The sequence below is a fragment of the Pleomorphomonas oryzae DSM 16300 genome (genome assembly GCF_000422965.1).
Classification (GTDB): domain Bacteria; phylum Pseudomonadota; class Alphaproteobacteria; order Rhizobiales; family Pleomorphomonadaceae; genus Pleomorphomonas; species Pleomorphomonas oryzae.
Map to the genome: position 1 here is coordinate 25,835 of NZ_AUHB01000011.1, position 22,458 is coordinate 48,292.

The window sequence follows — 22,458 nt, forward strand, 5'->3', positions numbered from 1 at the left end:
GGAGCACGCTCGGGCGTGCCCGCTGTCAGCCCCTGGAGTGCCCTAAAAGCCAGATCTAAACTCGCCGAATCACCCCGGCGGCACCCGAATCGTTCCGAATCACAAGATTCCCGAACGAATCACCCTTGCGGAATCCATTTGCGCCGCTAAATAAGCCTTTCCGGGGATTATCGGCGGGTCGGCAACGGCCCGCCTGTTTGGCTATGGTCTCAGCGATGCCGTGGGTTTTCAGGAGCGTCAGGGTTAAGTTGGGCTTAAGGCCTCATCCTTATTGGTAGCGCGGAGCTGCGTAACGGGACCTTTTTGTCTCGTGGCGAGTTGAGCGAGCATAGACGCAAGGCGCCCGGCGCCCGGCGGACGGCGGAGATGACAATGGCAACCAAGGCCACCGAAAACGACGAAGTCCAGGATACCGCTGGCGAAGGGCCGGACGGTCCGCTTCTCGACCTCAGCGATGCCGCCGTCAAGCGGATGATCAAGCTCGCCAAGAAGCGCGGCTATGTCACCTATGACGAACTGAATGAAGTGCTGCCGTCGGACCAGAACTCGTCCGACCAGATCGAAGACATCTACGCCATGCTCTCCGACATGGGCATCAACGTGGTCGATTCCGAGGAGGCCGAAGAGGCCCCGGCCGTCGACGACAGCCCGTCCGAGGAAGATGGCGAAGTGGGCGAGCCCACCGGCACCGCCGTCGCCAAGACCACGACCACCCGCGAGCCGACCGATCGCACCGACGATCCCGTGCGCATGTATCTGCGCGAGATGGGCTCGGTGGAGTTGCTCTCCCGCGAGGGCGAGATCGCCATCGCCAAGCGCATCGAGGCCGGCCGCGAGGCGATGATCGCCGGTCTCTGCGAGAGCCCGCTGACCTTCCAGGCCATCATCTTCTGGCGTGACGAGCTCAACGAGGGCAAGATCCTCCTGCGCGACATCATCGACCTCGAAGCCACCTATGCCGGACCGGACGGCAAGGCTGGCGCGCTGCCGTTCGAAGCCGAAGGCGGCGAAGAGGCGGTGGAAGAAGGCGCCGAGCCATCCGAGCGTCCGGCCGCCCCGCGTGGCGAAGACGGCGAGGAACGGCCCGAGGGCGAGCTGCCCGAAGGCGAGATGACCGACGAAGACGACCTCGAGAACAACGTGTCGCTGTCGGCGATGGAAGCCGAGCTGAAGCCGAAGGTTCTCGAAACCTTCGACCGCATCGCCGAGAACTTCAAGAAGCTGCGCCGGCTGCAGGAGCAGCACGTCGAGAACCGCCTCAAGAACACCACGCTCAGCCCGTCGCAGGAGCGCCGCTACAAGAAGCTCGAGGAAGAGATCCAGGAAGACGTCAAGTCGCTCTCCCTCAACGCGGCGCGTATCGAGGCGCTGGTCGAGCAGCTCTACGACATCAACAAGAAGCTGATGGGCTACGAGGGCAAGCTCCTCCGCCTCGCCGAAAGCTATGGCGTCGGCCGCGAGGACTTCCTGCGCCAGTACCAGGCCTCCGAGCTCGATCCCAACTGGATCCGTCGCGTCGCCTCGCTGGCCTCCAAGGGCTGGAAGGAATTCGTCGCCAAGGAAAAGGAAGACATCCGCGAGCTGCGTCAGACCATCCAGACGCTATCGTCGGAGACCGGCCTCGAGCCCAACGAGTTCCGCCGCATCGTCCATCTCGTCCAGAAGGGCGAGAAGGAAGCGCGCATCGCCAAGAAGGAAATGGTGGAGGCCAACCTGCGCCTCGTCATCTCCATCGCCAAGAAGTACACCAACCGCGGCCTGCAGTTCCTCGACCTGATCCAGGAAGGCAACATCGGCCTGATGAAGGCGGTCGACAAGTTCGAGTACCGGCGGGGTTACAAGTTCTCGACCTACGCCACTTGGTGGATCCGGCAGGCGATCACCCGCTCGATCGCCGACCAGGCCCGCACCATCCGCATTCCGGTGCACATGATCGAGACGATCAACAAGATCGTCCGCACGTCGCGCCAGATGCTGCACGAGATCGGCCGCGAGCCGACGCCGGAAGAGCTGGCCGAGAAGCTGGCGATGCCGCTCGAGAAGGTGCGCAAGGTGCTGAAGATCGCCAAGGAGCCGATCAGCCTCGAAACGCCGATCGGCGACGAGGAAGACAGCCATCTCGGCGACTTCATCGAGGACAAGAACGCCATCCTGCCGATCGACGCGGCCATCCAGTCGAACCTGCGCGAGACCACCACGCGCGTGCTCGCCTCGCTGACGCCGCGCGAGGAACGCGTGCTGCGCATGCGCTTCGGCATCGGCATGAACACCGACCACACGCTGGAAGAAGTCGGCCAGCAGTTCTCGGTGACACGCGAACGTATCCGTCAGATCGAGGCGAAGGCGCTCAGGAAGCTCAAGCACCCGAGCCGCAGCCGCAAGCTCCGCAGCTTCCTCGACAACTGAGGATACGGCAGGCGGAAAGAACAGGACGGCGGGTCGAAAGGCCCGCCGTTTTTGTTTGTAAAGTCCAGTTTTCGGAGTTGTCCCTGTTGGTTCATCCCGACTACCGGGTTCAAAATAGCCGTTATGATCGTAGTTGTTTATGCATTCAATTTTCTGCATATTGTGCGGCATGTTTGCTGAACGCATGGTTAGGTGCCGACTAACCTACATACTCTCGAGTTTTTCTTTTGGAGCTGACAGTTTACTCCATGTTCATGTAATGGGGACACTGTTGGCCTATCTAAAGCCGATGGTCGAGGATACCGGTGAAATCCGCCTCTGATGAACGTTCCAGCCTGAGCGGTGGATTATCACCCGGTTCCGACGGATGGTTTTATTCACCGGCATTCCCTGCGGTCTGCCTGGATGAGGCTGGCCTGATACTCGACGTCAATGACATCTTCGCACGGACCTTTGGTGTTGTCGCGGCAACGGTGATCGGTTGTCGTCTGGACAGCCTCGTAGCCGTCGAGGCACACGTTGCGCTTTCCGCCACCTTTACTGACCTTCGTGCCAATCCCCAGAACACGCGGCAGATGGACCTTTGCCTGTGCCTGCCCGGCTGCCACTCCCGCTGGTTCCGCGTTGTCTTCTATGTTCCCCGCCGGATCGGTGCGCCATCAGATCAGGTGTGCATTGCCGCTCAGCTGTGCGAGATCGACGACCTCACGACGCGTGCCCAAGGCTTGGCCGATCTTGCCCAAAGCTGGAACGAAGCGATGGGCGCGGCCAAGATCGGCATCTGGGATGCCGATTTGGTTTCACGCGTCAGTACCTTCTCCGACATGTGGTACCAGATCAGGGGGCTGAAGCGGGGCGATCCGGCTCCGGCCAGACATGATGAGATCCTGGAGTTCATCCATCCGAGCGACCGCAAGCATGTGATGGAAGAGTTCGCCCGCCAGCGGCTTCCCGATTTCAAGGAATGCCGATACGAGTATCGCTACAAGCATAGCGACGGCCGCTGGATCTGGATCGAGTGTCGCGGCTCGTGCGCGCAGAGGGTCGACGGCAAGGTTGTCCGCATCATCGGCTCCGATATCGACATCACGGAACGCAAGCTGGCTGAAGAACAGCTCTCGCTGGCGACCAACCGCCTGCAACTGGCCATGGAAGCGTTGCGGGTCGGCGTCTTCGATGCCGATTTCAGCACCGGATACACCTACTGGGACGCGCCGACGCGGGCGATCTACGGCGTCGCCAGCGACCAGCGGATCGAATTTGGCGGCCTATGGGAGAGCTTGCTGTACCCCGATGATCGCGATCGCGTTCTCAGGGCCGTCGACGAGCACATCACCAAGCTCACACCCTACGACAACCAGTTCCGCATCATCCGGCCCGACGGCTGCGTTCGCCATATTCGGACGCGCACGCTGCCCTTCATCGACGTCGACGGCAGCAAGCGAATGATCGGCATCAACTGGGACGAGACCGAGGATATCCTGCTGCGCCTCGACCTCGAACGGGCCAAGACACTGGCCGAGGCCCGCAACCGTGAGCTCGAGATTGCCAAGGCCGAGATCGAACGCATTGCCATGCTCGACCCGCTCACCGAGCTGCCGAACCGGCGCTTTCTCGACCACCGCATGTCGGAGTTGGCTGCCCAAGGTTTTGACTGTGAACACGGCCTCGCCATCCTGCATATCGACCTCGACCGCTTCAAGCAGATCAACGACACCTTCGGCCACAGCGTCGGCGACGCCGTGCTCCAGCACGTCGGTCGCCTGTTGCAAGGCGAGGCGGGAGGCGACGGCCAGGTCTTCCGCATCGGTGGCGATGAATTCGTCATGGTCCGGCTGTTCGACGGCGATTACCCATCGCTCGAAGCGATGGCAACGCGGCTCGTCGAGATCCTGCGCCGGCCGGTGACCGTGCGGGGGCACGACTGCCGCTTCGGCGCCAGCATCGGCATCGCCATTGGCGTCGGCAAGGACATCGAGCCGCAGCAGTTGTTGCTCAACGCCGACATCGGTCTCTACTGCGCCAAGAGCGGGGGCAAGAACCGCTGGGAGTATTTCCGGCGCGAATCGCACGACCGCATGATCCTGACCAAGCACATCTCCGACGACATCCTGCGCGGCCTCGAACGCGACGAGTTCAAGCCCCATTACCAGCTTCAGTTCCGCGCCGGGTCGCTCGACATTACCGGAGTCGAGGCTCTGGCGCGCTGGTACCACCCCGAGCGGGGCATCCTGACGCCCGACAAATTCGTCACCATCGCCGATGAGCTCGGCATTCTGGGCGAGATCGACGGCGTCATTCTCAAGAAGGCGATCGCCGATTGCCAGTTGCTCGAACAGTCCGGCATCCACATCCCCAAATACTCGGTCAATGTTTCGGCCGGCCGACTGCGCGATCCGCACCTGGCGGAAATCCTGGCGGCCTTGCCGGCCGAGCGTTGCCCGCTCTCGTTCGAACTTCTGGAATCGATCTTCCTTGACGAGCTGGAGGATCAGGTTGCCGTCAATATCGCCCATATCCGCAAGGCCGGGATCGGGATCGAGATCGACGACTTCGGCAGTGGTCACGCGTCGATCACCAGCCTGCTGCATTTGAGGCCGGACGTCATAAAGATCGATCGCCAGCTTGTCAGTACCATTCCGACCTCGGCCGAGCGGCGGTCGCTGATCGGCGCCATCATCGAGATGGGGCATTCGCTGGGGGTGACGGTGGTCGGCGAAGGCGTCGAAACCAAGGAACACGCTCATTGGCTGCACGTGCTGAAGTGCGACCTTCTGCAAGGTTTCGGATTGGCGCTTCCCATGCCCGCCAACGAACTCATCAACTTCATTGACGCGCAGTCCTGGCGACAACACTGCGTCGCGCCGGCTGCTTCCTTGGGCGTAGACTGAACACTCCCTATCGAGGCCAGGGCGCTGCGCAAGCTCCGGCATCCGGGCCGCTTCAATGCTTATGGTCTATTGCCGCGGCAAGTTTCGCTCGTGTGGCCTCGATACTTCGGGCAAAAACCGCCGTGTCGTCCAAGGCTCGCGCGAGCACCAGGGCGCCTTGTATGGCGACGACTGTTTCCTCGGCCAAGGCGTGGGCGAGATCGGGGCTGCAGCCAGCTCTTTCCAGCGCCGAGGCCAGCGCCGATCGCCATTCGGCGAAGTAGCCTTTCACCGCTGCGGCGAAGCGGTCGCGGACATTGTCGAGGGCGAAGGCGCCGACCAGGCAGATGCGGCGGCCAGAGCGGAAATAGTCGTCGACCGCGCGGAGCATGCCGTCGATGGCGGCGCGCGGGTCGGTGGCCTCGCGCAGCGGCTTGTAGATCTCAGCCTCAAACCACCGGTCGATCTCCTGCAGCACGGCGGCCGCCATCTCCTCCTTGCCGCCGGGGAAGAAGTGATAGAGGCTGCCCTTGCCGAGGCCGGTCCTCTCGCCGATCACCGAGAGGCTGGCACCATCGAAGCCATACTCGCGGAAGACTTCCGCCAGCAGGGGTACGACATCGGCGCGTTCGGCGATGGTCTTTGCCATGTCTACAGCCCAAGTTCGGTAAGGCCGGGATGGTCGGCCGGGCGGGGCGCCGACCGGTCCCAGAAGAACTTGCGGTCCGATTCCCGGATCGGCAGGTCGTTGATGCAGGCATAGCGCCTAGCCATCAAGCCGTTGTCGTCGAATTCCCAGTTTTCATTGCCATATGCGCGGAACCAGTGGCCGGAATCGTCGCGGTATTCATAGGCGAAGCGGACGGCGATGCGGTTTTCCGCGGTGGCCCACAGCTCCTTGATCAGTCGGTAGTCCAATTCCCGCGTCCACTTGCGGGTGAGGAAGGCGACGATCTCATCACGCCCGCTAATGAATTCGGCGCGGTTCCGCCAGCGGCTGTCCGGCGTGTAGGCGAGCGATACCCGCTTGGGATCACAGCTGTTCCAACCGTCCTCGGCGGCGCGCACCTTGAGGATGGCCGTTTCCTCGGTGAAGGGCGGCAGGGGCAGGCGTTGCTCGGTCATGGGATACCTCGTTATGTACCTATTGGTAAACTATGGAACGATCGGTACAATAGAGGGGTGGGCCTGTCAATCCATCACCATCCCTAGTCGCGAAGATGACGGGCAAGGGCGTCGATACCCGATCGGCCGCACTGCCGCCCGAAACGGGGATAAGGATGGGCTGAGACCTGGGGAGGCCGGACTTGAAGACGCCTGCAAGATCATCCCGTGCGCCGTTCCTGAAATCGCTGTCGTTTCGCAAGGGCGAGGAGAGCGACGACTACCCGTTCTCCGTTCCGCTGTTCTCGCGCGATTTCGACATGCAGTTCCTGAAGCCGGTATCGATCTTCGTCGGCGAGAACGGCGCGGGAAAATCGACGCTGCTGGAGGCGATTGCGCTCCATTGCGGCTTCAACGCCGAGGGAGGTAACCGCGATCATCAGACCCACGGCCGAAGCGACGTCGATCCGGTGCTCGACCGCATGCGCTTCTCCTGGCTGCCACGGGTGACGACGGGTTTCTTCTTCCGGGCCGAGAGCTTCTTCGCCTTCGCCAACTATATCGATGACGCCTATGGCGGCCGGGGCGCGGACGGCTACAGTCTGAGCGGTGGCGGCTCACCGCACCAGCAATCGCACGGCGAGGCGTTCCTGGCGCTGTTCTCCAAGCGACTGGGCGGTCGTGGCGTCTACATCTTCGACGAGCCGGAGGCGGCGCTGTCCCCGTCGCGGCAGATGACCTTCCTCACCATCCTGAGACGGATGGAACTTTCGGGGCAGTGCCAGATCATCATGGCGACGCACTCGCCGATCCTGATGAGCTATCCATTCGGCGAGCTGTTCTCCTTCGAGAACACCGGTGAACTCCGGGAGATCTCCTTCAAGGCCAGCGAGCACTGGAAGCTCTACGGCCGCTTTCTCGCCAACCCCGAGAAATTCCACGAGGCGCTGTTCGAGGACGAGGCGTGAGGGCTAGGGCGTTAGGCCGCATCCGCTTGTCCGAAAAGTCTGCAACTTTTCGGGCGGATGCTAGCGCCGCACCAGCGCGGTCAGCTCGGTGACCAGCGCGTCGAACACTGCACGGCAGCGGGTGTTGCCGCTGAGGTCCTCGTGCATCACCACCCAGGTCTCCAGGTCTTCGTGGAAGGCGTCGGGCAGGACGCGCTGAAGGTCGGGTTCGGCGTCAGCGATGATGGTCTGGCAGATGCCGATGCCGAAGCCGGCGCGGATGGCCGTGAGGTGGGCGATGTTGCTGTCGACGCGCAGCGCGAAGCTGGCCCGGTCGAGGCCGGGATGGCGCTCGGCGAAGGCGCGGATGGCCGGCGTCTCCGCGTCATAGCCGATGATGTCGTGATGCTTGAGATCGTCCATGCTCTTGGGCGTGCCACGCCGGGCGAGATAGTCTCTGTGGGCGTGCAGGCCCACCGGAAAGCTGCCGACGCGCTTGGCAATCAGTGTCTGCTGTTCGGGGCGGACCATGCGGATGGCGATGTCGGCCTGGCGCTTCAGGAGGTCGTCGACGGCGTTGGAGAGCGACAGTTCGATGGTCAGCCGTGGGTAGCGCTGGCGGAGGCGCGTCAGGATGGCTGGCAGGTGGATGATGCCGACCACTTCGCTGGCGCTGATGCGGACGGTGCCGTCCACCTCGCCGCTGCGGCCCTCGGCGGTGCGCAGGAGGGCGGCAGACGTGGAGGCCATCAGTTCGGCGAAGGGTCTGAGCTCCAGCGCCGCGTCGGTGGGCGACAGGCCGCGCGACGTGCGCAGGAACAGTGGCGCGCCCACCGCCTCTTCAAGCGCGTCGATATGGCGGGCAATGCTCGGCTGCGTCAGGCCGAGTGCCCGCGCCGCGCCGGACAGCGAGCCCTCGCTGAGTACGGCGTTGAAGGTGCGGTAGAGATCCCAGCTCGGTTCCTGGCTCATATATTTTCGTATAGCATATGCACGGTTTCAGGCAATTTCGTTTATGCTTCGATAGGGCCATCTTCATTTCATCAGCAAATGGAGATGCAAGATGACCAGCAAGATAGCTCTCGTTCTCGGCGCCACCGGCGGTATCGGCGGCGAACTCGCCTCTCAACTGGCCTCCGGCGGCTGGCAGGTGCGGGCGCTCAACCGCAATCCTGACAGGGCCGGCAAGGATGGCCGCTTCCAGTGGATCAAGGGTGACGCCATGGTGGCGGCCGACGTGATGGCCGCAGCCAAGGGCGCCGCGCTGATCGTTCATGCGGTGAACCCTCCCGGTTATCGCGACTGGGACAAGGTGGTGCTGCCGATGCTCGACAACTCCATCGCCGCCGCCGAGGCGAATGGCGCCCGGATCGTGCTGCCCGGCACCGTCTATAATTTCGGCCCCGACGCCCTGCCGGTGATCACCGAGGACGCGCCGCAAAATCCGCTGACCCGCAAGGGCAAGATCCGTGGCGAGATGGAGCGGCGGCTAAAAGAGGCGGCAGCGCGCGGCAAGGCCACGGTGCTGATCGTCCGCGCCGGCGACTTCTTCGGCCCGACGGCGGCCAACAGCTGGTTCAGCCAGGGGCTGGTGAAGGCCGGCAACCGCCCCAAGGCGATCACCTACCCCGGCAAGCGCGGCGTCGGCCATCAATGGGCTTATCTGCCAAACATGGCCAAGACCGTCTTGCAATTGGTGGAGCACCAAGGCCTCGACGATTTCGCGACCTTCAACCTGGGCGGCCATTGGGACCCGGACGGCACCGCGATGATCGGAGCGATCCGCCGCGCCCTCGACGAGCCGTTCATGTCCGTGAAGGGCATGCCCTGGCTGATCATGCGCCTTGCCTCGCCCTTCGTGCCGTTCCTCAAGGAAGTCATGGAGATGCGCTATCTCTGGAAGGTGCCGGTACGGCTCGACAATGCCAAGCTGGTGGCAACGCTGGGTTCCGAGCCGCACACCCCACTCGAGGAAGCGGTGCGAGCGACGCTGAAGGCAACGGGATGTCTTGAGGGTGGGGCTTCGGAGCAGGTGGCGAAGGGTGCCAAGCTATCGAGGGTTTGAGCGAGAGCCTAGAGGGGGAGACCTATATCGGCCTCCCACTTTATCCTGCCTGAGATCCTTCGCCTTCGCGAAGGACGACAGGATTATATAAATAAAAACATATATATAGATTGTCTTCCTTCGCGAAGGCGAAGGATCTCAGGCCGAAAGGGGCGAGCGGTCGATATCGGTCTCGACGCCGGCGGTGCCTGGAGCGGCAGATGCTATCCTGCCGTCGGATGGACAAACAAAACGCCATGACGGAAGAATGGGTCGCGATGGGGGAGGCCCTGGAAGCGGCGGTCGCGTCGCTCTCTTGGCGCGAAGGGTTGGCCATGATGAAGCGCTCGAACGAGGCTGGCAGAGTACGGGACGAGGCTGTGGCGTCCTCGCCGAAGCCGCTCATGCGGCAGCGTCCCCTGATCGGCTCGTCCGGACGGTTTGCCATCGGGGCGGCGATCGGGGCCGGTCTGGTGGCACGTTCGGCGGTGCGCGGCGGTGCCGATTTCATCCTGGCGCTGAGTGCCGGACGGGTTCGGGTCATGGGGGCGCCATCGGTCGTCTCAATGCTTCCCATCCATGAAACCAACGCCTTCGTGGCGGATTTCGCCAGGGCCGAAATACTGGGCCGTGTCGATGTCCCCGTGCTGTTCGGCGCTTCCACCCTCGATCCACGCACCGATATTCCGGCGCTTGTCCGGCAAATTGCGTCGTGGGGGTTCGATGGCGTCATCAACTTCCCCAGCGTCATTCTGCTCGACGACGAAGCGCGGGCTCGGATGGCCCGGGCCGGCCTTGGCTGGCAGCGCGAGGTCGAGCTGATCTCAGCGGCGAAGGACGCCGGTCTCATCGCTGCCGCCTACGTTCGGACGCCCCAACAGGCGACCGACATGGCGACGGCGGGCAGTCGGCTCATCTGCGTCAACTTCGGCTGGACGGCTGGTGGCTTTGCCGGAGAGCCGGCCACGCAGGATACTGCCGGCGCGGCCGCCGAGGCAAAGGCGGCTTTCCGGCAGGTGCGGCGGCTCAGTCCGAAGACGCTGTGTTTTGTCGAGGGAGGGCCGATCGTCACGCCCCAGGCGGCGGCCGAGGTTTGCCAGGCTAGCAATGCTGATGGCTACATTGCCAGCTCCACGCTCGATCGCATTCCGCTGGAAACGGCGGTGTCCGATGCCGCCACGGCGTTCAAGGCGGTCGCCGGTCTGACGCGCAAGGTCGAGGCGCTGAAAAATGAGATGCTGGGCGACGGGCGCCGGTTCGGCCTGTTCGGACGTTCGGCGGCCATGACCCAGCTGGTTCGCATGATCGAGCGCCTCGCCGACAGCGACCTGACGGTGCTGATCCAAGGCGCCAGCGGCACCGGCAAGGAACTGGTGGCGCAGGCGCTTCACCGGGGCAGTCGGCGGCGCGATTGTCCGTTCGTCGCGGTCAACTGCGCCGCCATCCCGCGCGACCTCATGGAAAGCGAGTTGTTCGGGTTCGAGCGGGGCGCCTTTACCGGCGCCAACCGGTCGCGCGTCGGCCGCTTCGAGGAGGCCAATGACGGAACGCTGTTCCTGGATGAGATCGGCGATCTCGATCTGTCGCTGCAAGGCAAACTGCTGCGCATTCTTGAAAGCGGCGTGGTCGAGCGGCTCGGCAGCAACCAGCCGCATCGCCTGAACGTCCGGGTGCTCTGCGCCACGCATCGCGATCTCAGGGCGATGAGCGCCGACGGCCGCTTCCGCGAGGATCTGTTCTTTCGCCTGAGCCAGCTGGACGTCCGCGTTCCCGCCCTCTCCGAGCGGATCGACGACATTCCGCTGTTGGCGCAGAAATTCCTGTCGGATTTCGCCTCCCGCCATAGCGCAACCCCCAAGGTCATCGACAACATCGCCTATCAGTTGCTGATCGGTCATTCCTGGCCCGGCAACGTCCGCGAATTGCGCAATGTGGTGCAACAGGCGGCGATCCTGACGGACGGCGAGGTGATCGGCGCCGCCGATCTGGTGCCTTTGCTTGGCAAGAAGGCCGATGGTCTCGTGGTGGCCAAGCCTCAAGCGGTGGCGCTGGTCAACGACGGTCTGGGGAAGTCTTCCCTGGTCACCGTCGAGACCGAACGGGAGTGGATCCTCGAGGCGCTCCGCCGCAATCGCTTCCGGCGTGGCGCCGCCGCGCAGGATCTCGGCCTGTCGCGCAAGACCCTCTACAACAAGATCCGGCAATACGGGATCGAGTGATCGCCCTTAGCCTGCGGATTTCTCGCGGCCGCTGACCGCCCACTCGACGACGCCATCGCTGGCGGCGATCAGCGGGGCCAGAAGGGGGCCGTAGCTCGGGTGGCGAAACGCCAGGACGGTTGCGTCCGGCGCGGCTTCGCGGATGGCCTGTGCGGTGTCCAGGGCGATCGTGGCGGCATGGTTCCGGCTCGCAGGATCAGCCTCGACGGGTGCCGGATAGACGAGCAGTTGGCGTAGGCCCGCCGCGATCGCCTGACGGGCCTGCGCACCGGTTGCCACCACGGCCAGAACGTTCAGACCGAGCTCCGCCGCGCGCGCCAGTGTTGCCAGTTCGCTCGCATAGTCGACGCCGGCATGGCTCAAGGCCTCCGCGAGACCGTCGGTGATCCGGGCAACCGTCGGAAGGTTGACCACCGCGCGGACGCCCGCGTCCTGAAGCAGGCCGACAAGCATCGGTGCTGGCCGAAACGGATCGGCGGCAAGAATACCGGCAAAGATCTTGTCGTCATCGCCGAGCGTGCCGGCCGCTGCCAGCATCGCGCCGTTGGCGTCGCCGATCGGCAGGCAACCGACCATATCGGCCTCGTCCACACCGAGCCCGGCGAAGTGAGGGCAGACGATCTGAAATCCGCCCGAACGCCGGGTGACCCGATCGACGATTTCTCCGCTTTTCAACACGACTCCCCCTCCTGATTTCCAGATCGCCGACGCCCGGTCGGTTGGTTAAGGCCGCGTTAACGATTGGGTAAAAATGGGTACATTTGAGTAGCTCTTTCCTCTTTACCCATCGGCTGTGGGAAAATCGCCTGATATTTGCGGGTCTGCCTCATGGCACGGCACTTGCGTTCTTTTTAGTCAGGGCGGGGAGGAAAGTCCGCCTCATTTCGGGAGGAAATGTAGATGCCATCGTCATCCGATGCTGGCCCGGGCGTAGCTTACGTCGCGGGGACCTTCGACACCAAGGGGCCGGAGCTCACTTTCATCGCCGATTGCTTGCGGGCCGCCGGCGTTCGCGCCGTCACCGTGGATCTCGGCACGACCGGCGCGGCGTCTTCGGCCGACATTTCGGCCGCGACGGTTGCCGGACATCATCCCGATGGGGCCGCCGCCGTGTTCACCGGCGATCGTGGATCGGCCATCGCGGCGATGACGCTGGCGTTCCGCCGCTTCGTCACGTCGCGCGCCGATCTCGGCGGGTTGATTTCAGCGGGCGGCTCCGGCGGCACGGCTCTGGTGACGCCGGCCATGCGCGATCTCGCCGTCGGCGTTCCCAAGGTGATGGTGTCCACCATGGCGTCGGGCGATGTCCGCCCCTATGTCGGTCCGTCCGACATCTGCATGATGTATTCGGTGACCGACGTCTCGGGCATCAACCGCATCTCCGAGCAGGTTCTGTCCAACGCCGCCAATGCGCTTGCCGGCATGATCGTCCACCATCGCAAGCCCAGCGCCGCCGGCAAGCCGGCCATCGGTCTGACGATGTTCGGCGTCACCACGCCGTGCGTCCAGGGCGTCACCGCCGCCTTGTCCGATCGGTATGACTGCCTGGTCTTCCATGCCACCGGCACCGGCGGTCAATCGATGGAGAAGCTCTCGGACTCCAGGATGTTCGCCGGTGTGATCGACATCTCGACCACCGAGGTGTGCGACTTCCTGATGGGCGGTGTTCTCGCCTGCACCGAGGATCGTTTCGGCTCGATCATCCGCACCAAACTGCCCTACGTGGTGTCCTGCGGCGCGCTGGACATGGTGAACTTCGGCGCGCCGGAAACGGTCCCCGCCCACTACAAGGGCCGCCGCTTCTACCCGCACAACCCGCAAGTCACGCTGATGCGCACCACGGCCGAGGAAAACGCCCGCATGGGTGTGTGGATCGGCGAGCGGCTGAACCGGATGGAGGGGCCGGTGCGCCTGCTGATTCCGGAAGGCGGCGTCTCGATGATCGACCGGCCCGGACAGCCCTTCTACGACCCCGAGGCGGACAAGGCGCTGTTCGACGCGCTGGAGCGGACCGTCGTTCCGACGGCGAACCGTCGCCTCATCCGCCGTCCCGAACACATCAACGATGCCGGTTTCATTCAGGCGCTGGTCGCCAACTTCCTCGAAATAGTCTGATCAAGGAGACTTCATCATGCCCAAATTCACCCGTGCGGCCCTGCTCGACAAATACCGCAAGATGATCGCCGCCCACGATCCGATCGTCGGCGGTGGCGCGGGGACGGGGTTGTCGGCCAAGTGCGAGGAAGCCGGCGGTATCGATCTGATCGTCATCTACAATTCCGGCCGCTATCGCATGGCGGGTCGTGGATCTCTGGCCGGTCTGATGGCCTATGGCAACGCCAACGACATCGTCGTGGAGATGGCGTCCGAAGTGTTGCCGGTGGTCAAGCACACGCCAGTGCTGGCCGGCGTCAACGGCACCGATCCGTTCATGCTGCTGGAGCCCTTCCTGCGCAAGCTCGGTGACCTCGGCTTCTCGGGCGTGCAGAACTTCCCGACCGTCGGCCTGATCGACGGCGTCTTCCGGGCCAACCTCGAGGAGACCGGCATGGGCTATGGCCTGGAGGTCGACATGATCGCCAAGGCGCATGAGCTCGACATGCTGACCACGCCGTATGTGTTCGATCCGGAACAGGCGCAAGCGATGGCCAAGGCCGGTGCCGACATCATCGTCTGTCACATGGGCCTGACGACCGGCGGCGCCATCGGTTCCAAGACGTCGCGCAAGCTCGAGGACTGCCCCAAGCTGATCAACGAGTGGACGGAAGCGGCGCTCAAGGTCCGCAAGGACGTGATCGTTCTCTGCCATGGCGGGCCGATCTCCGAGCCGGACGACGCCAACTACATCCTGAAGAACTGCCCGAACTGCCACGGCTTCTATGGCGCTTCGAGCATGGAGCGCCTGCCGACCGAACGGGCCCTCACCGACCAGACCAAGCGCTTCAAGACGATCCGTCGCAGCTGACGCCGGGTCGCCTTGCCGCGGGATTTGCCTGCTTCCGCCCGGCCGTTTCCGGCCGGGCGGAAGGAGCTGGCCGCACGGAGGGTTGAAGCAAGGCGGCTCACCCGCGGCGGGAGGTTTTCAGCATATCTGGGAAAAAAACGGGAGGAAACACAATGAGCAACAACGCAGCCGCCGTCGAGACACCTGGGCCGGTGGTGATCAACCGGGTTCCGCTCTGGCTGGCAGTGGCCATCACGGTGGTGATATCGCTGCCCTTCGGCCTCTGGTTCGGAAAATACAACTTCACGCTCTGGTGCGCGTTCATCGCCTGGGCAGAGTATTTCGCGCTCGGCGCCAAGCCAAGGGCCATCCCAACGATCCTCATCAGCTTCGGCTACGCGGCCGTGCTGACCGGTCTTTCGCTGGCGATCATTCCGATCTTTGGCTTCCTGCCGACCATGGTGACGCCTGGTGATATTCCCACGGCGGTGTCGCTGTTCATCGTCATCGCCTTCATGGTCTATTCGATGAAATGGTCGCATCATTTCATCGATGGCAGCCTGCCGTTCTTCAACGGCATCTCGATGGGACTGGCCGTCTTTTTCACCAGCTCCTACCCGCAGTTGGGGCCGGCCAGTCTGATGCCGATCACCGCCGCCATCTGGGCGACCGCGATGGCCGCCTTCGGCATCCTGCTCGGCGTCATCACCGTGCTGCTGCAGTTTCCCGCCAAGCGGTAGACGCTACGGCGTTGAGCCAGCAATCCGTCCGAAGGTGATCCGGACCTCATGAAGTCGATCGTCTGTGGCGTCCGAGGGCCACAGACGATCGATTGCGTGTCATCACTCTGCCGGGCTTTCCACCGGTGTCGGCTCGCTCTGCCGCCGGGATGCCATGGTGCGCAGCTTTTCGCAGCCGATGAAGATCACCGGGGTGATGTAGAGGGTCAGGAACTGGCTGACGATCAGGCCGCCGACCACGGCGACGCCGAGGGGCTGGCGGAGTTCGGCGCTGGCGCCATGGCCGATGGCGATGGGCAGCGTGCCGAGCAGGGCGCAGAAGGTGGTCATCATGATCGGCCGGAAGCGGCGTGTCGCCGCCTCGTGGATGGCCTCCTTGGCCTTGGCGCCATCCTCGCGCATCAGCTGCAGGGCGACGTCGACCATCATGATGGCATTCTTCTTGACGATGCCGATCAGCATCAGGATGCCGATCAGCGCGATGATCGACAGGTCCATGCCGACGAGCTTCAGGGCGAGCAACGCGCCAAGCGCCGCCGACGGCAGGCCGGAGAGAATGGTCAGCGGGTGGATGAAGCTCTCGTAGAGCACGCCGAGCACCACATAGATGGTGAGGATGGCGGCGACGATCAGCAGCGGCGTGTTGGACGTCGATTGGGCGAACACCTGCGCCGTGCCGGCGAATGAAGTGAACACGGTGGTCGGCAGGCCGATCTCCTGCTTGATGCTGTCGATGCGGGCGGTGGCGGCGCCGAGCGACACGCCCTGCGGCAGGTTGAAGGAGACGGTGATCGAGGTGAGCTGGCCCGTCTGGTTGACGGTGACCGGACCGGACTTGCGATCCACCGTGGCGAAGGCGGTGAGCGGCACCAACGCACCGGTGGTGCTGGAACGAACCTTGAGCTCGGACAGCCGATCGTTGCTCCAGGCGAGGTTGGGATCGTATTCCAGGATCACCGAATAGCTGTCGCCGGTCGACTGGATGTCGGCGACCGATTGCTCGCCAAAGCCTTCGCCCAGCGTCTTGCGCAGCGTCTGGGCGTTGATGCCGTACATCTCGGCTCGGTCGCGGTCGATGACGATGCGCGCCTGCAACGCGTTGTTCTGAAGGTCGGTGGCCACGTCAGTGAAGTTGGCGGTATCCTCAGCCATGGCAGCGCGCAGGCGTTCGGCCCAGTCGGTCAACTGGCCGGAATCGAGCGACTGGACCACCAGCTGATACTGGCTCTGGCTGGAGCGGCCGCCGAGGCGCAGGCTCTGCGACGGGGTGACGAAGCTCTGCAAGCCGACGACGCGGCCGAGCGACTGGCGCAGCCGGCTGACGATGACGTCCATGGAATCGCGTTCGGCCGCCGGCTTCAGCTGCACGTACATGTTGGCCGAGTTGAGCTGCGACGAGCCGACCTGGGCGTTGACGTGGGCGACGGCCGGGTCGCGGGCGACCACATCGGCCGCTTGCTTCTGCAGGATCGCCATGGCGTCGTAGGAAATGTCCTGCCTGGCCTGGGTGGAGATGGAGAGCTGGCCGATATCCTCCTGCGGCAGGAAGCTCTTGGGCAGCGAGGCGAACAGAAAGGCCGAGCCGGCGAAGGTGGCGAGGAACACCAGCACCATGGGCAGCGGGTGGCGCAACGTCCAGCCGACGCTGCGGGAATAGCCGCTCAGTACCTTGGAGAAGCCGATATCGAACAGACCGGCCGGGCTGTAACGGGCGGTGGGCGCACCGATATTGACCGGCAGGCGGGCGGCCAGCGTCGGCGTCACGGTGAGCGACACCAGCGCCGAGGCGGTGATGGCCAGCGACACCACCATGCCGAATTCGGTGAACAGCCGGCCGACCACGCCGCCCATCAACAGGATGGGCAGGAAGACGGCGATCAGCGACAGCGACATGGAGATGATGGTGGAGGTGACCTCGGCCGAGCCCTTGAAGGCGGCCTCCATCGGCTTCTCGCCCTGCTCGATGTGATGGACGATGTTCTCCAGCATGACGATGGCATCGTCGACCACGAGGCCGACCGATAGCGTCAAGGCCAGGAGCGACATGTTGTCGATGGAATAGCCGAGCACATACATGGCGCCGAAGGCGATCAGGATGGACAGCGGCACGGCGATGGCGGGAATGGCCGTGGTGTAGAGCTTGCCGAGGAAGAGATAGATCACCAGGACGACGAGGCCGATGGTGAGCAGCAGCGTGAACTGCACGTCGGCGATGGCGGCGCGGATGGCCACCGAGTTGTCGTTCATCAGCGACACGTTGACCCCAGGCGGCAACTGGGCGGTGATGGCCGGCAGGGCAGCCTTGATGGCGTCCACCACTTCCACGGTGTTGGCGTCGGGCTGGCGCTGCACGGCCAGCGTGATGGCGCGCGTGCCATCGTACCAGCTGGCCTGATCGCGGTTCTCGACGCTGTCGATGACGTTGCTGACGTCGCCGAGGCGGACGGGGCCGGCCTTGGTGGAGGAGACGATCAGCGTGCGGAAGCCGTCGGCCGAGGTGAGCTGGGTGGGCGCGTCGAGCGTGATGGTCTGCTGGGCATTGTCCATGCTGCCGACCGGCGACTGGTTGTTGGCGTTGGCGATGGCGGTGGCCAACTGGTCGAGGCCGATGCCGCGGGCAGCGAGGCGGTCGGGGTCGGCCTCGACGCGGACGGCATATTTCTGCGAGCCGAACACCTGCGCCTGGGCGACGCCGTTGATGGTGGAGATGGCCGGCGACAGCACGTTCTGGGCCAGCGAGTCGAGCTCGGTGAGCGGCACCGTCGGCGAGGTGACGGACAGCAGCAGGATCGGCATGTCGGCCGGGTTGACCTTCCGGTAGCTCGGGTCGGAGGTCATGTTGTCGGGCAGGCGGCGGCGGGCGACGTCGATGGCCGATTGCACGTCGGCGGCGGCGCTGTCGATGTCGCGGCTGAGTTCGAACTGCAGGGAGATGGAGGTGGAGCCGAGCGAGGACCGGGCCGAGATGGTGTCGATGCCGGAGATCGTCTGGAACTGCTTGATCAGCGGCGTTGCCACCGCCGTCGCCATGGTCTCGGGCGAGGCGCCGGACAGCTGGGCGGAGACGGTGATGGTGGGGAAGTCGACGCGCGGCAGGGCCGCCACCGGCAACAGGCGGTAGGCGAAGAAGCCGGCGAGCGACAAGCCGATGGCGAGCAGGATGGCGGCAACCGGCCGCCGGATGAACAGGGCCGGGAGGCTCATTATTGCGCCTCCGCCGTGCTGGTCGGCTTGCCGGCCTTGTCGCGGTGTTTGCCAGACGCAGATTGGCCGGCATCCGACTGGGCGGCGCCGGGCTGGCTGGCATCCGGCTTGGCCGCGTCGGGCTTTCCATTGGCGGTCTCAGCGGAGGCGTCGATCACCTTCATACCCTCGGCAAGGCGCACCTGGCCCTCGACCACCACCCGCTCGCCGGCGGCGATGCCGGCGGTGAGGCCGGAGCGGTCGCCGGCCGACAGGGCGACGGTCACCGGCCGGACGGCCACCGTGTTGTCGGGGCCGACGACGTAAATGACGTTGCCCTGCTGCGTCGCCTGCAAGGCGACGGTGGGCACCGAGACCACCGGTGTCGAGCCGATGGCGGCCATGACGGCGATCGACTGGCCGGGCACCAGCCGGTCGGCAACGCCGTGGAGTGTTGCCCGCGCCGTGAAGGTGCCGGAGGTGGGATCGACCGAAGCGTCGATGAAATCGACGGTCCCGGTGAAGGCATCGGTGCTGCCGAGTGGCGTGACGGAGACCTTGATCGGCTTGCCGGCCGCCTGCGCGGTGCGCACCAGCGAGGCGTCGCTTTCGGAGATCGCGAAGGTGGCGTAGAGCGGATCGATGCGGGTCAGCCGGACGATGGCGGTCTGCGGCTGCACCAGGCTGCCGATCACCACCTGCAGCGCGCCGAGGCGGCCGTCGAACGGTGCGCGGATGGTCTTCTGGTCGAGCGTGACGAGATCGGATTTCAGCGTCGCCTGATCGACGGCGACGGTGGCCTCGGCGGTCTTGACGGTGGCGTTGGCGTCTTCCAGCGACTGTTGCGACACCGCCTCGTTGCTGAGCAGCTTCTGCTGGCGGGCGGCGGTTTCCTGGGCGTGTTCCAGCGTCGCCTGATCGCGGGCCAGCGCCGCCTGATCCTTCTCGACGGTGGCCTCGGCGATGCGGCTGTCGAGACGGACCAGTACGTCGCCGGCCTTCACGTCGGTGCCGTCCTTCACCAGGATTTCGGTGACGAGGCCGGAGGTCTCGGTGGATACCGTCAGGTTGGCCGGCGAGGCGATGGTGCCGATGGTGCGGCGCTCGATCGGCATGTCCTCGGCGCTGGCGGCGACGGTGGACACACGCGTCGGCCCACCGGAGCCGCGGCGGCCGCCGCCCTGTCCGGATGCCTTGGCCCCGGTTTGGCCCGAACCGCTGCCGGCGGCCTGACTGGCGCCGTTGGCTGCCGAGGCATCGCCGTTCGCATGTTGCTTATGGCCGTTGCCGGTGGTGGCGGGATCCTTGACGTCGGCTGGGGCGGCCGGCGCCGCGCCCGGCGATACGGCGGCGAGCGCCTGGGAGACATAGGGCGCGGTGGTCGAAACGATGTCTTCGCGCCAGTAGAGGCCGGCCGCGATGGCGGCGACCAGTATGATCCCGAGCGTCTTCTTCATCGCCAATGGTCTTTCGTGTCGTAAGTCCATGGAGCGCGCCGTCGTGGGAGGTCGACGGCGTTCGCCCCATGCATGCCATGTGCCGCTCTGGCGGTGCCGGAAGGCATGTCAGCGTAAGCGGTTTTCCATTGCGAATGTCAGAACAACTGTGGCGAATCGTGGAAATTGCGACCCTTGATACAGATTGATGCACTTTTGTCGGATTGACAGGTGAATTCCGTCTTGCGCGGACCTCTCCCGCCGGTGACCGCCGGGCCGGTTACGCCGGTCTCAACTGGCGGATTTGCGCGACATTCTAGCCCGGCGGAGGACAGAGGGCGAGCCAGACCTAAGCCGTCCCGCCGCGAGCCGTCTTTGGCGCTGCCCGGTCGGCTGGCTTCGACAATCTCCGGCCGTTTACAGTCGCCCTAAATAGGGATATCCATTGTCCGTAATAGCTCCTGGCATGCCTGACCGTGGAACGCGTTGATGATCCTGAAAAGCCAAGTCGAATGGGCGCTGCATTGCTGCGCCATTCTCGCCGGCCTGCCCGAGGGACGGTATCTCTCCACCAAGGCGCTGGCGGAGTTCCATGGTCTGCCGAAGGAATATCTCTCCAAGGCGCTGCAAAGCCTGTCGCAGGCGGGGCTCGTTCATACGACCCTCGGCCCGTCCGGAGGCTATCGCCTGGCAAGGTCGCCGGAGGAGCTGACCTTCCTCGACATTGTCGAGGCGGTGGAAGGCAAGACGCGGACCTTCGTCTGCAACGAGATCCGCGCCAACAATCCCTGCCGCCCGAAGGATCATTGCGACAGCGCACCCTGCGCGATTGCGCGGGTGATGTGGGGGGCGGACGAAGCCTGGCGCCAGAAGCTGCGCAGCGTCACCCTTGCCGATCTCGGCCGGACGCTGGCACAGGAGCTCCCCCCGTCGCTCTGGCAGGACACCATCGACTGGGTGGAGGATCGCGCAGGGTAGGGTACGCCGACAGCCGGAGCGGGCTTTCGCCACGCACCGGCTGCGGGCAGGGCATTTGCCGGGGCTTAGTTCAAGCCGGCCTTGTCGAGGCCATAGAGCTTGTCGGCCGAACCGGGCACCGCCTTGAAGGAGATGGCGAGCCGGTTCCAGGCGTTGATGACCATGATCGAGAAGGTCAGGTCGGTGATTTCCTTCTCGGAGAGCTGGCCGCGCACGCGCTCGTAGAGCTCGTCGGGAATGCCGCCTTCCGGCAGCCTGGTCACCGCCTCGGTCCAGGCTAGCGCCGCCCGCTCGCGCGGGGCGAACAGGTTCGATTCCCGCCAGATGGCCACGTGGTAGAGCCTCAGCTCACTCTCGCCGTGGATCTTGGCTTCCTTGACGTGCATGTCGAGGCAGAAGGCGCAGCCGTTGATCTGCGAGGCGCGGATCTGCACGAGGTCGCGGAGTTTCAGCTCGATGGAGCTGTCCTTCAGCGCCATGCTGAGGTCGGACATCTTCTTGATGAGTTCGGGGGCTTGCTGGGCGTAGTTCAAGCGTTGGGTCATGGTCTTTTCCCTTCAATCAAGGATATATCATATCCTTATGGATATTTAATATCCTTAATCTCTGGACGGTAAAGCCGTTCCGTCATAAGCTCCGGACATAAGGCCTATGCGGGGAGCGAACAGGGATGGATATCGTTGGCGCGCTCAGGACATTCCTGCGGGTGGCCGAGACGGGATCGTTCTCGGCGGCCGCCATCGATCTCAAGTTGACGCAGCCGGCGGTTTCCCGGCAGATTTCGGCGCTTGAGGCGCACCTTGGCGTACGCCTTCTACATCGGTCGACCACGGCGCTGGCGCTGACCTCGGAAGGCGAGCGGACCATCCCGATGGCGCTCCGGGTCGTCGAGGCGGTGGAGGCGCTCGGCGAGTCCGCGGGTCTCGCGGGAACCATCTCCGGCAAGGTGCGGCTCTCCCTGCCGGCGCCGCTGGGGCTGTTCATGAGCGATCGGTTGGGCACGCTCCTCGATCGTCATCCCGGGCTGCATGTCGAACTCATGTTTCGCGAACAGCCATCCGATCTGGTGGGAGAGGGTATCGACATCGAGGTGCGCCTCGGTCCCATCGACGACCCAAGCCTGATCGGCCGCAGGATCGGCTGGACCACTGCCTTTCTGGTCGCTGCGCCGGCCTATCTTGAAAGGCGAAGCTCGCCGCAAACCCTCGAGGATCTGAACGGCCATGACTGCATCTGTTACAGGCGCGGCGGCGACGGCCACGCCTGGCTGTTCTCCAACGGGGCTGAGGATGTGGCGGTGCGGATCGTGCCGCGCCTGGTGATGGACAATGCGGTGGCCGTCCACCGCGCCGCGCTGGCTGGCGCCGGCATCACCATCCTCACGCATATCCTGGCCGTGCCGGACATCGAAAGCGGCCGTCTTGTCAGTCTGATACCGGACTTTCCGCCAGCCCGCCTGCCGATCAATCTGGTCTACCCGTCGCGCCGCAACATGCCGCTGCGGGTCAGAACCGTGATCGATTATCTCGTCGCGGCGGTGCGGGACGATCCATTGATGGCGTCGTCCTCGGCGCCGGAAGCCTGAGC

Annotated in this window: 17 protein-coding genes; 10 read left to right on the forward strand and 7 right to left on the reverse strand. The window is 64.5% G+C overall.

Features of this window, described 5'->3' with window-relative positions:
• Positions 1-372 precede the first annotated feature (372 nt).
• Both rpoD and G522_RS27410 read left to right on the forward strand, forming a co-directional pair.
• Positions 373-2,406: an RNA polymerase sigma factor RpoD gene (gene rpoD, locus G522_RS0117510; protein WP_026792158.1), complete on the forward strand. Its 2,034-nt coding sequence runs from the start codon at positions 373-375 to the stop codon at positions 2,404-2,406.
• A 305-nt stretch (positions 2,407-2,711) separates the two neighbouring features.
• The gene (locus tag G522_RS27410) at positions 2,712-5,297 is read left to right on the forward strand and encodes an EAL domain-containing protein (RefSeq protein WP_051228749.1); all 2,586 of its coding nucleotides are present in this window, start codon (positions 2,712-2,714) and stop codon (positions 5,295-5,297) included.
• 52 nt (positions 5,298-5,349) lie between these two features.
• On the opposite strand, the gene G522_RS0117520 is transcribed toward G522_RS27410, so the two are convergent.
• On the reverse strand, positions 5,350-5,925 hold the full coding sequence (locus G522_RS0117520) for a TetR/AcrR family transcriptional regulator (protein ID WP_026792159.1): 576 nt from the start codon (positions 5,923-5,925) through the stop codon (positions 5,350-5,352).
• A gap of 2 nt (positions 5,926-5,927) precedes the next feature.
• Positions 5,928-6,401 carry a nuclear transport factor 2 family protein gene (locus G522_RS0117525; protein WP_026792160.1) on the reverse strand — a complete coding sequence of 158 codons (474 nt, stop codon included), beginning with the start codon at positions 6,399-6,401 and terminating at the stop codon, positions 5,928-5,930.
• A gap of 182 nt (positions 6,402-6,583) precedes the next feature.
• On the opposite strand from G522_RS0117525, the gene G522_RS0117530 reads away from it, so the two are divergent.
• A complete protein-coding gene (locus tag G522_RS0117530; protein ID WP_036839869.1) occupies positions 6,584-7,348 on the forward strand; it encodes an AAA family ATPase in 765 nt (254 codons plus the stop codon).
• A 60-nt stretch (positions 7,349-7,408) separates the two neighbouring features.
• On the opposite strand, the gene G522_RS0117535 is transcribed toward G522_RS0117530, so the two are convergent.
• Positions 7,409-8,299 (reverse strand): LysR family transcriptional regulator, encoded by an 891-nt coding sequence (locus G522_RS0117535; protein WP_026792162.1) that lies wholly within the window; start codon positions 8,297-8,299, stop codon positions 7,409-7,411.
• A 91-nt stretch (positions 8,300-8,390) separates the two neighbouring features.
• Here G522_RS0117535 and G522_RS0117540 point away from each other — a divergent pair, with 91 nt between their 5' ends.
• Together G522_RS0117540 and G522_RS0117545 are read left to right on the forward strand one after the other, a co-directional pair.
• Entirely contained in the window at positions 8,391-9,392 is a 1,002-nt protein-coding gene (locus G522_RS0117540; RefSeq protein ID WP_026792163.1) for an NAD(P)H-binding protein, read from the forward strand.
• 236 nt (positions 9,393-9,628) lie between these two features.
• Positions 9,629-11,590, forward strand: a complete 1,962-nt coding sequence (locus G522_RS0117545) for a phosphoenolpyruvate hydrolase family protein (RefSeq protein ID WP_169453548.1) — start codon at positions 9,629-9,631, stop codon at positions 11,588-11,590.
• Positions 11,591-11,596: 6 nt separating this feature from the next.
• On the opposite strand, the gene G522_RS0117550 is transcribed toward G522_RS0117545, so the two are convergent.
• Positions 11,597-12,268, reverse strand: a complete 672-nt coding sequence (locus tag G522_RS0117550) for a phosphoenolpyruvate hydrolase family protein (protein ID WP_026792165.1) — start codon at positions 12,266-12,268, stop codon at positions 11,597-11,599.
• Positions 12,269-12,490: 222 nt separating this feature from the next.
• On the opposite strand from G522_RS0117550, the gene G522_RS0117555 reads away from it, so the two are divergent.
• The 3 genes from G522_RS0117555 (at position 12,491) to G522_RS0117565 (ending at position 15,274) form a co-directional block, all read left to right on the forward strand.
• Positions 12,491-13,705 (forward strand): Tm-1-like ATP-binding domain-containing protein, encoded by a 1,215-nt coding sequence (locus G522_RS0117555; protein WP_026792166.1) that lies wholly within the window; start codon positions 12,491-12,493, stop codon positions 13,703-13,705.
• Positions 13,706-13,721: 16 nt separating this feature from the next.
• On the forward strand, positions 13,722-14,555 hold the full coding sequence (locus tag G522_RS0117560) for a phosphoenolpyruvate hydrolase family protein (protein ID WP_026792167.1): 834 nt from the start codon (positions 13,722-13,724) through the stop codon (positions 14,553-14,555).
• 152 nt (positions 14,556-14,707) lie between these two features.
• Positions 14,708-15,274: a DUF1097 domain-containing protein gene (locus G522_RS0117565; RefSeq protein WP_026792168.1), complete on the forward strand. Its 567-nt coding sequence runs from the start codon at positions 14,708-14,710 to the stop codon at positions 15,272-15,274.
• Positions 15,275-15,376: 102 nt separating this feature from the next.
• Here the strand turns inward: G522_RS0117565 and G522_RS0117570 are convergent, their stop codons facing one another.
• Positions 15,377-18,478 (reverse strand): efflux RND transporter permease subunit, encoded by a 3,102-nt coding sequence (locus G522_RS0117570; RefSeq protein ID WP_026792169.1) that lies wholly within the window; start codon positions 18,476-18,478, stop codon positions 15,377-15,379.
• On the reverse strand, positions 18,478-19,914 hold the full coding sequence (locus G522_RS27415) for an efflux RND transporter periplasmic adaptor subunit (RefSeq protein WP_051228753.1): 1,437 nt from the start codon (positions 19,912-19,914) through the stop codon (positions 18,478-18,480). Before G522_RS27415 ends, G522_RS0117570 begins: the two co-directional genes overlap by 1 nt.
• 468 nt (positions 19,915-20,382) lie before the next feature.
• Here G522_RS27415 and G522_RS0117580 point away from each other — a divergent pair, with 468 nt between their 5' ends.
• Positions 20,383-20,871 carry an RrF2 family transcriptional regulator gene (locus G522_RS0117580; RefSeq protein WP_026792170.1) on the forward strand — a complete coding sequence of 163 codons (489 nt, stop codon included), beginning with the start codon at positions 20,383-20,385 and terminating at the stop codon, positions 20,869-20,871.
• 65 nt (positions 20,872-20,936) lie between these two features.
• On the opposite strand, the gene G522_RS0117585 is transcribed toward G522_RS0117580, so the two are convergent.
• Positions 20,937-21,416 carry a carboxymuconolactone decarboxylase family protein gene (locus G522_RS0117585; RefSeq protein ID WP_026792171.1) on the reverse strand — a complete coding sequence of 160 codons (480 nt, stop codon included), beginning with the start codon at positions 21,414-21,416 and terminating at the stop codon, positions 20,937-20,939.
• Positions 21,417-21,541: 125 nt separating this feature from the next.
• Between G522_RS0117585 and G522_RS0117590 the strand changes: the two genes are divergently transcribed.
• A complete protein-coding gene (locus tag G522_RS0117590) occupies positions 21,542-22,456 on the forward strand; it encodes a LysR family transcriptional regulator (protein ID WP_026792172.1) in 915 nt (304 codons plus the stop codon).
• The last annotated feature ends 2 nt before the right edge of the window (positions 22,457-22,458 follow it).

Coding starts and splice junctions, on each gene's coding strand:
- rpoD (WP_026792158.1), top strand. CDS start 373: ATGGCAACCAAGGCCACCGAAAACGACGAAGTCCAGGATACCGCTGGC.
- G522_RS0117520 (WP_026792159.1), bottom strand. CDS start 5,925: ATGGCAAAGACCATCGCCGAACGCGCCGATGTCGTACCCCTGCTGGCG.
- G522_RS0117525 (WP_026792160.1), bottom strand. CDS start 6,401: ATGACCGAGCAACGCCTGCCCCTGCCGCCCTTCACCGAGGAAACGGCC.
- G522_RS0117535 (WP_026792162.1), bottom strand. CDS start 8,299: ATGAGCCAGGAACCGAGCTGGGATCTCTACCGCACCTTCAACGCCGTA.
- G522_RS0117540 (WP_026792163.1), top strand. CDS start 8,391: ATGACCAGCAAGATAGCTCTCGTTCTCGGCGCCACCGGCGGTATCGGC.
- G522_RS0117545 (WP_169453548.1), top strand. CDS start 9,629: ATGACGGAAGAATGGGTCGCGATGGGGGAGGCCCTGGAAGCGGCGGTC.
- G522_RS0117555 (WP_026792166.1), top strand. CDS start 12,491: ATGCCATCGTCATCCGATGCTGGCCCGGGCGTAGCTTACGTCGCGGGG.
- G522_RS0117560 (WP_026792167.1), top strand. CDS start 13,722: ATGCCCAAATTCACCCGTGCGGCCCTGCTCGACAAATACCGCAAGATG.
- G522_RS0117565 (WP_026792168.1), top strand. CDS start 14,708: ATGAGCAACAACGCAGCCGCCGTCGAGACACCTGGGCCGGTGGTGATC.
- G522_RS0117570 (WP_026792169.1), bottom strand. CDS start 18,478: ATGAGCCTCCCGGCCCTGTTCATCCGGCGGCCGGTTGCCGCCATCCTG.
- G522_RS27415 (WP_051228753.1), bottom strand. CDS start 19,914: ATGAAGAAGACGCTCGGGATCATACTGGTCGCCGCCATCGCGGCCGGC.
- G522_RS0117580 (WP_026792170.1), top strand. CDS start 20,383: ATGATCCTGAAAAGCCAAGTCGAATGGGCGCTGCATTGCTGCGCCATT.
- G522_RS0117585 (WP_026792171.1), bottom strand. CDS start 21,416: ATGACCCAACGCTTGAACTACGCCCAGCAAGCCCCCGAACTCATCAAG.
- G522_RS0117590 (WP_026792172.1), top strand. CDS start 21,542: ATGGATATCGTTGGCGCGCTCAGGACATTCCTGCGGGTGGCCGAGACG.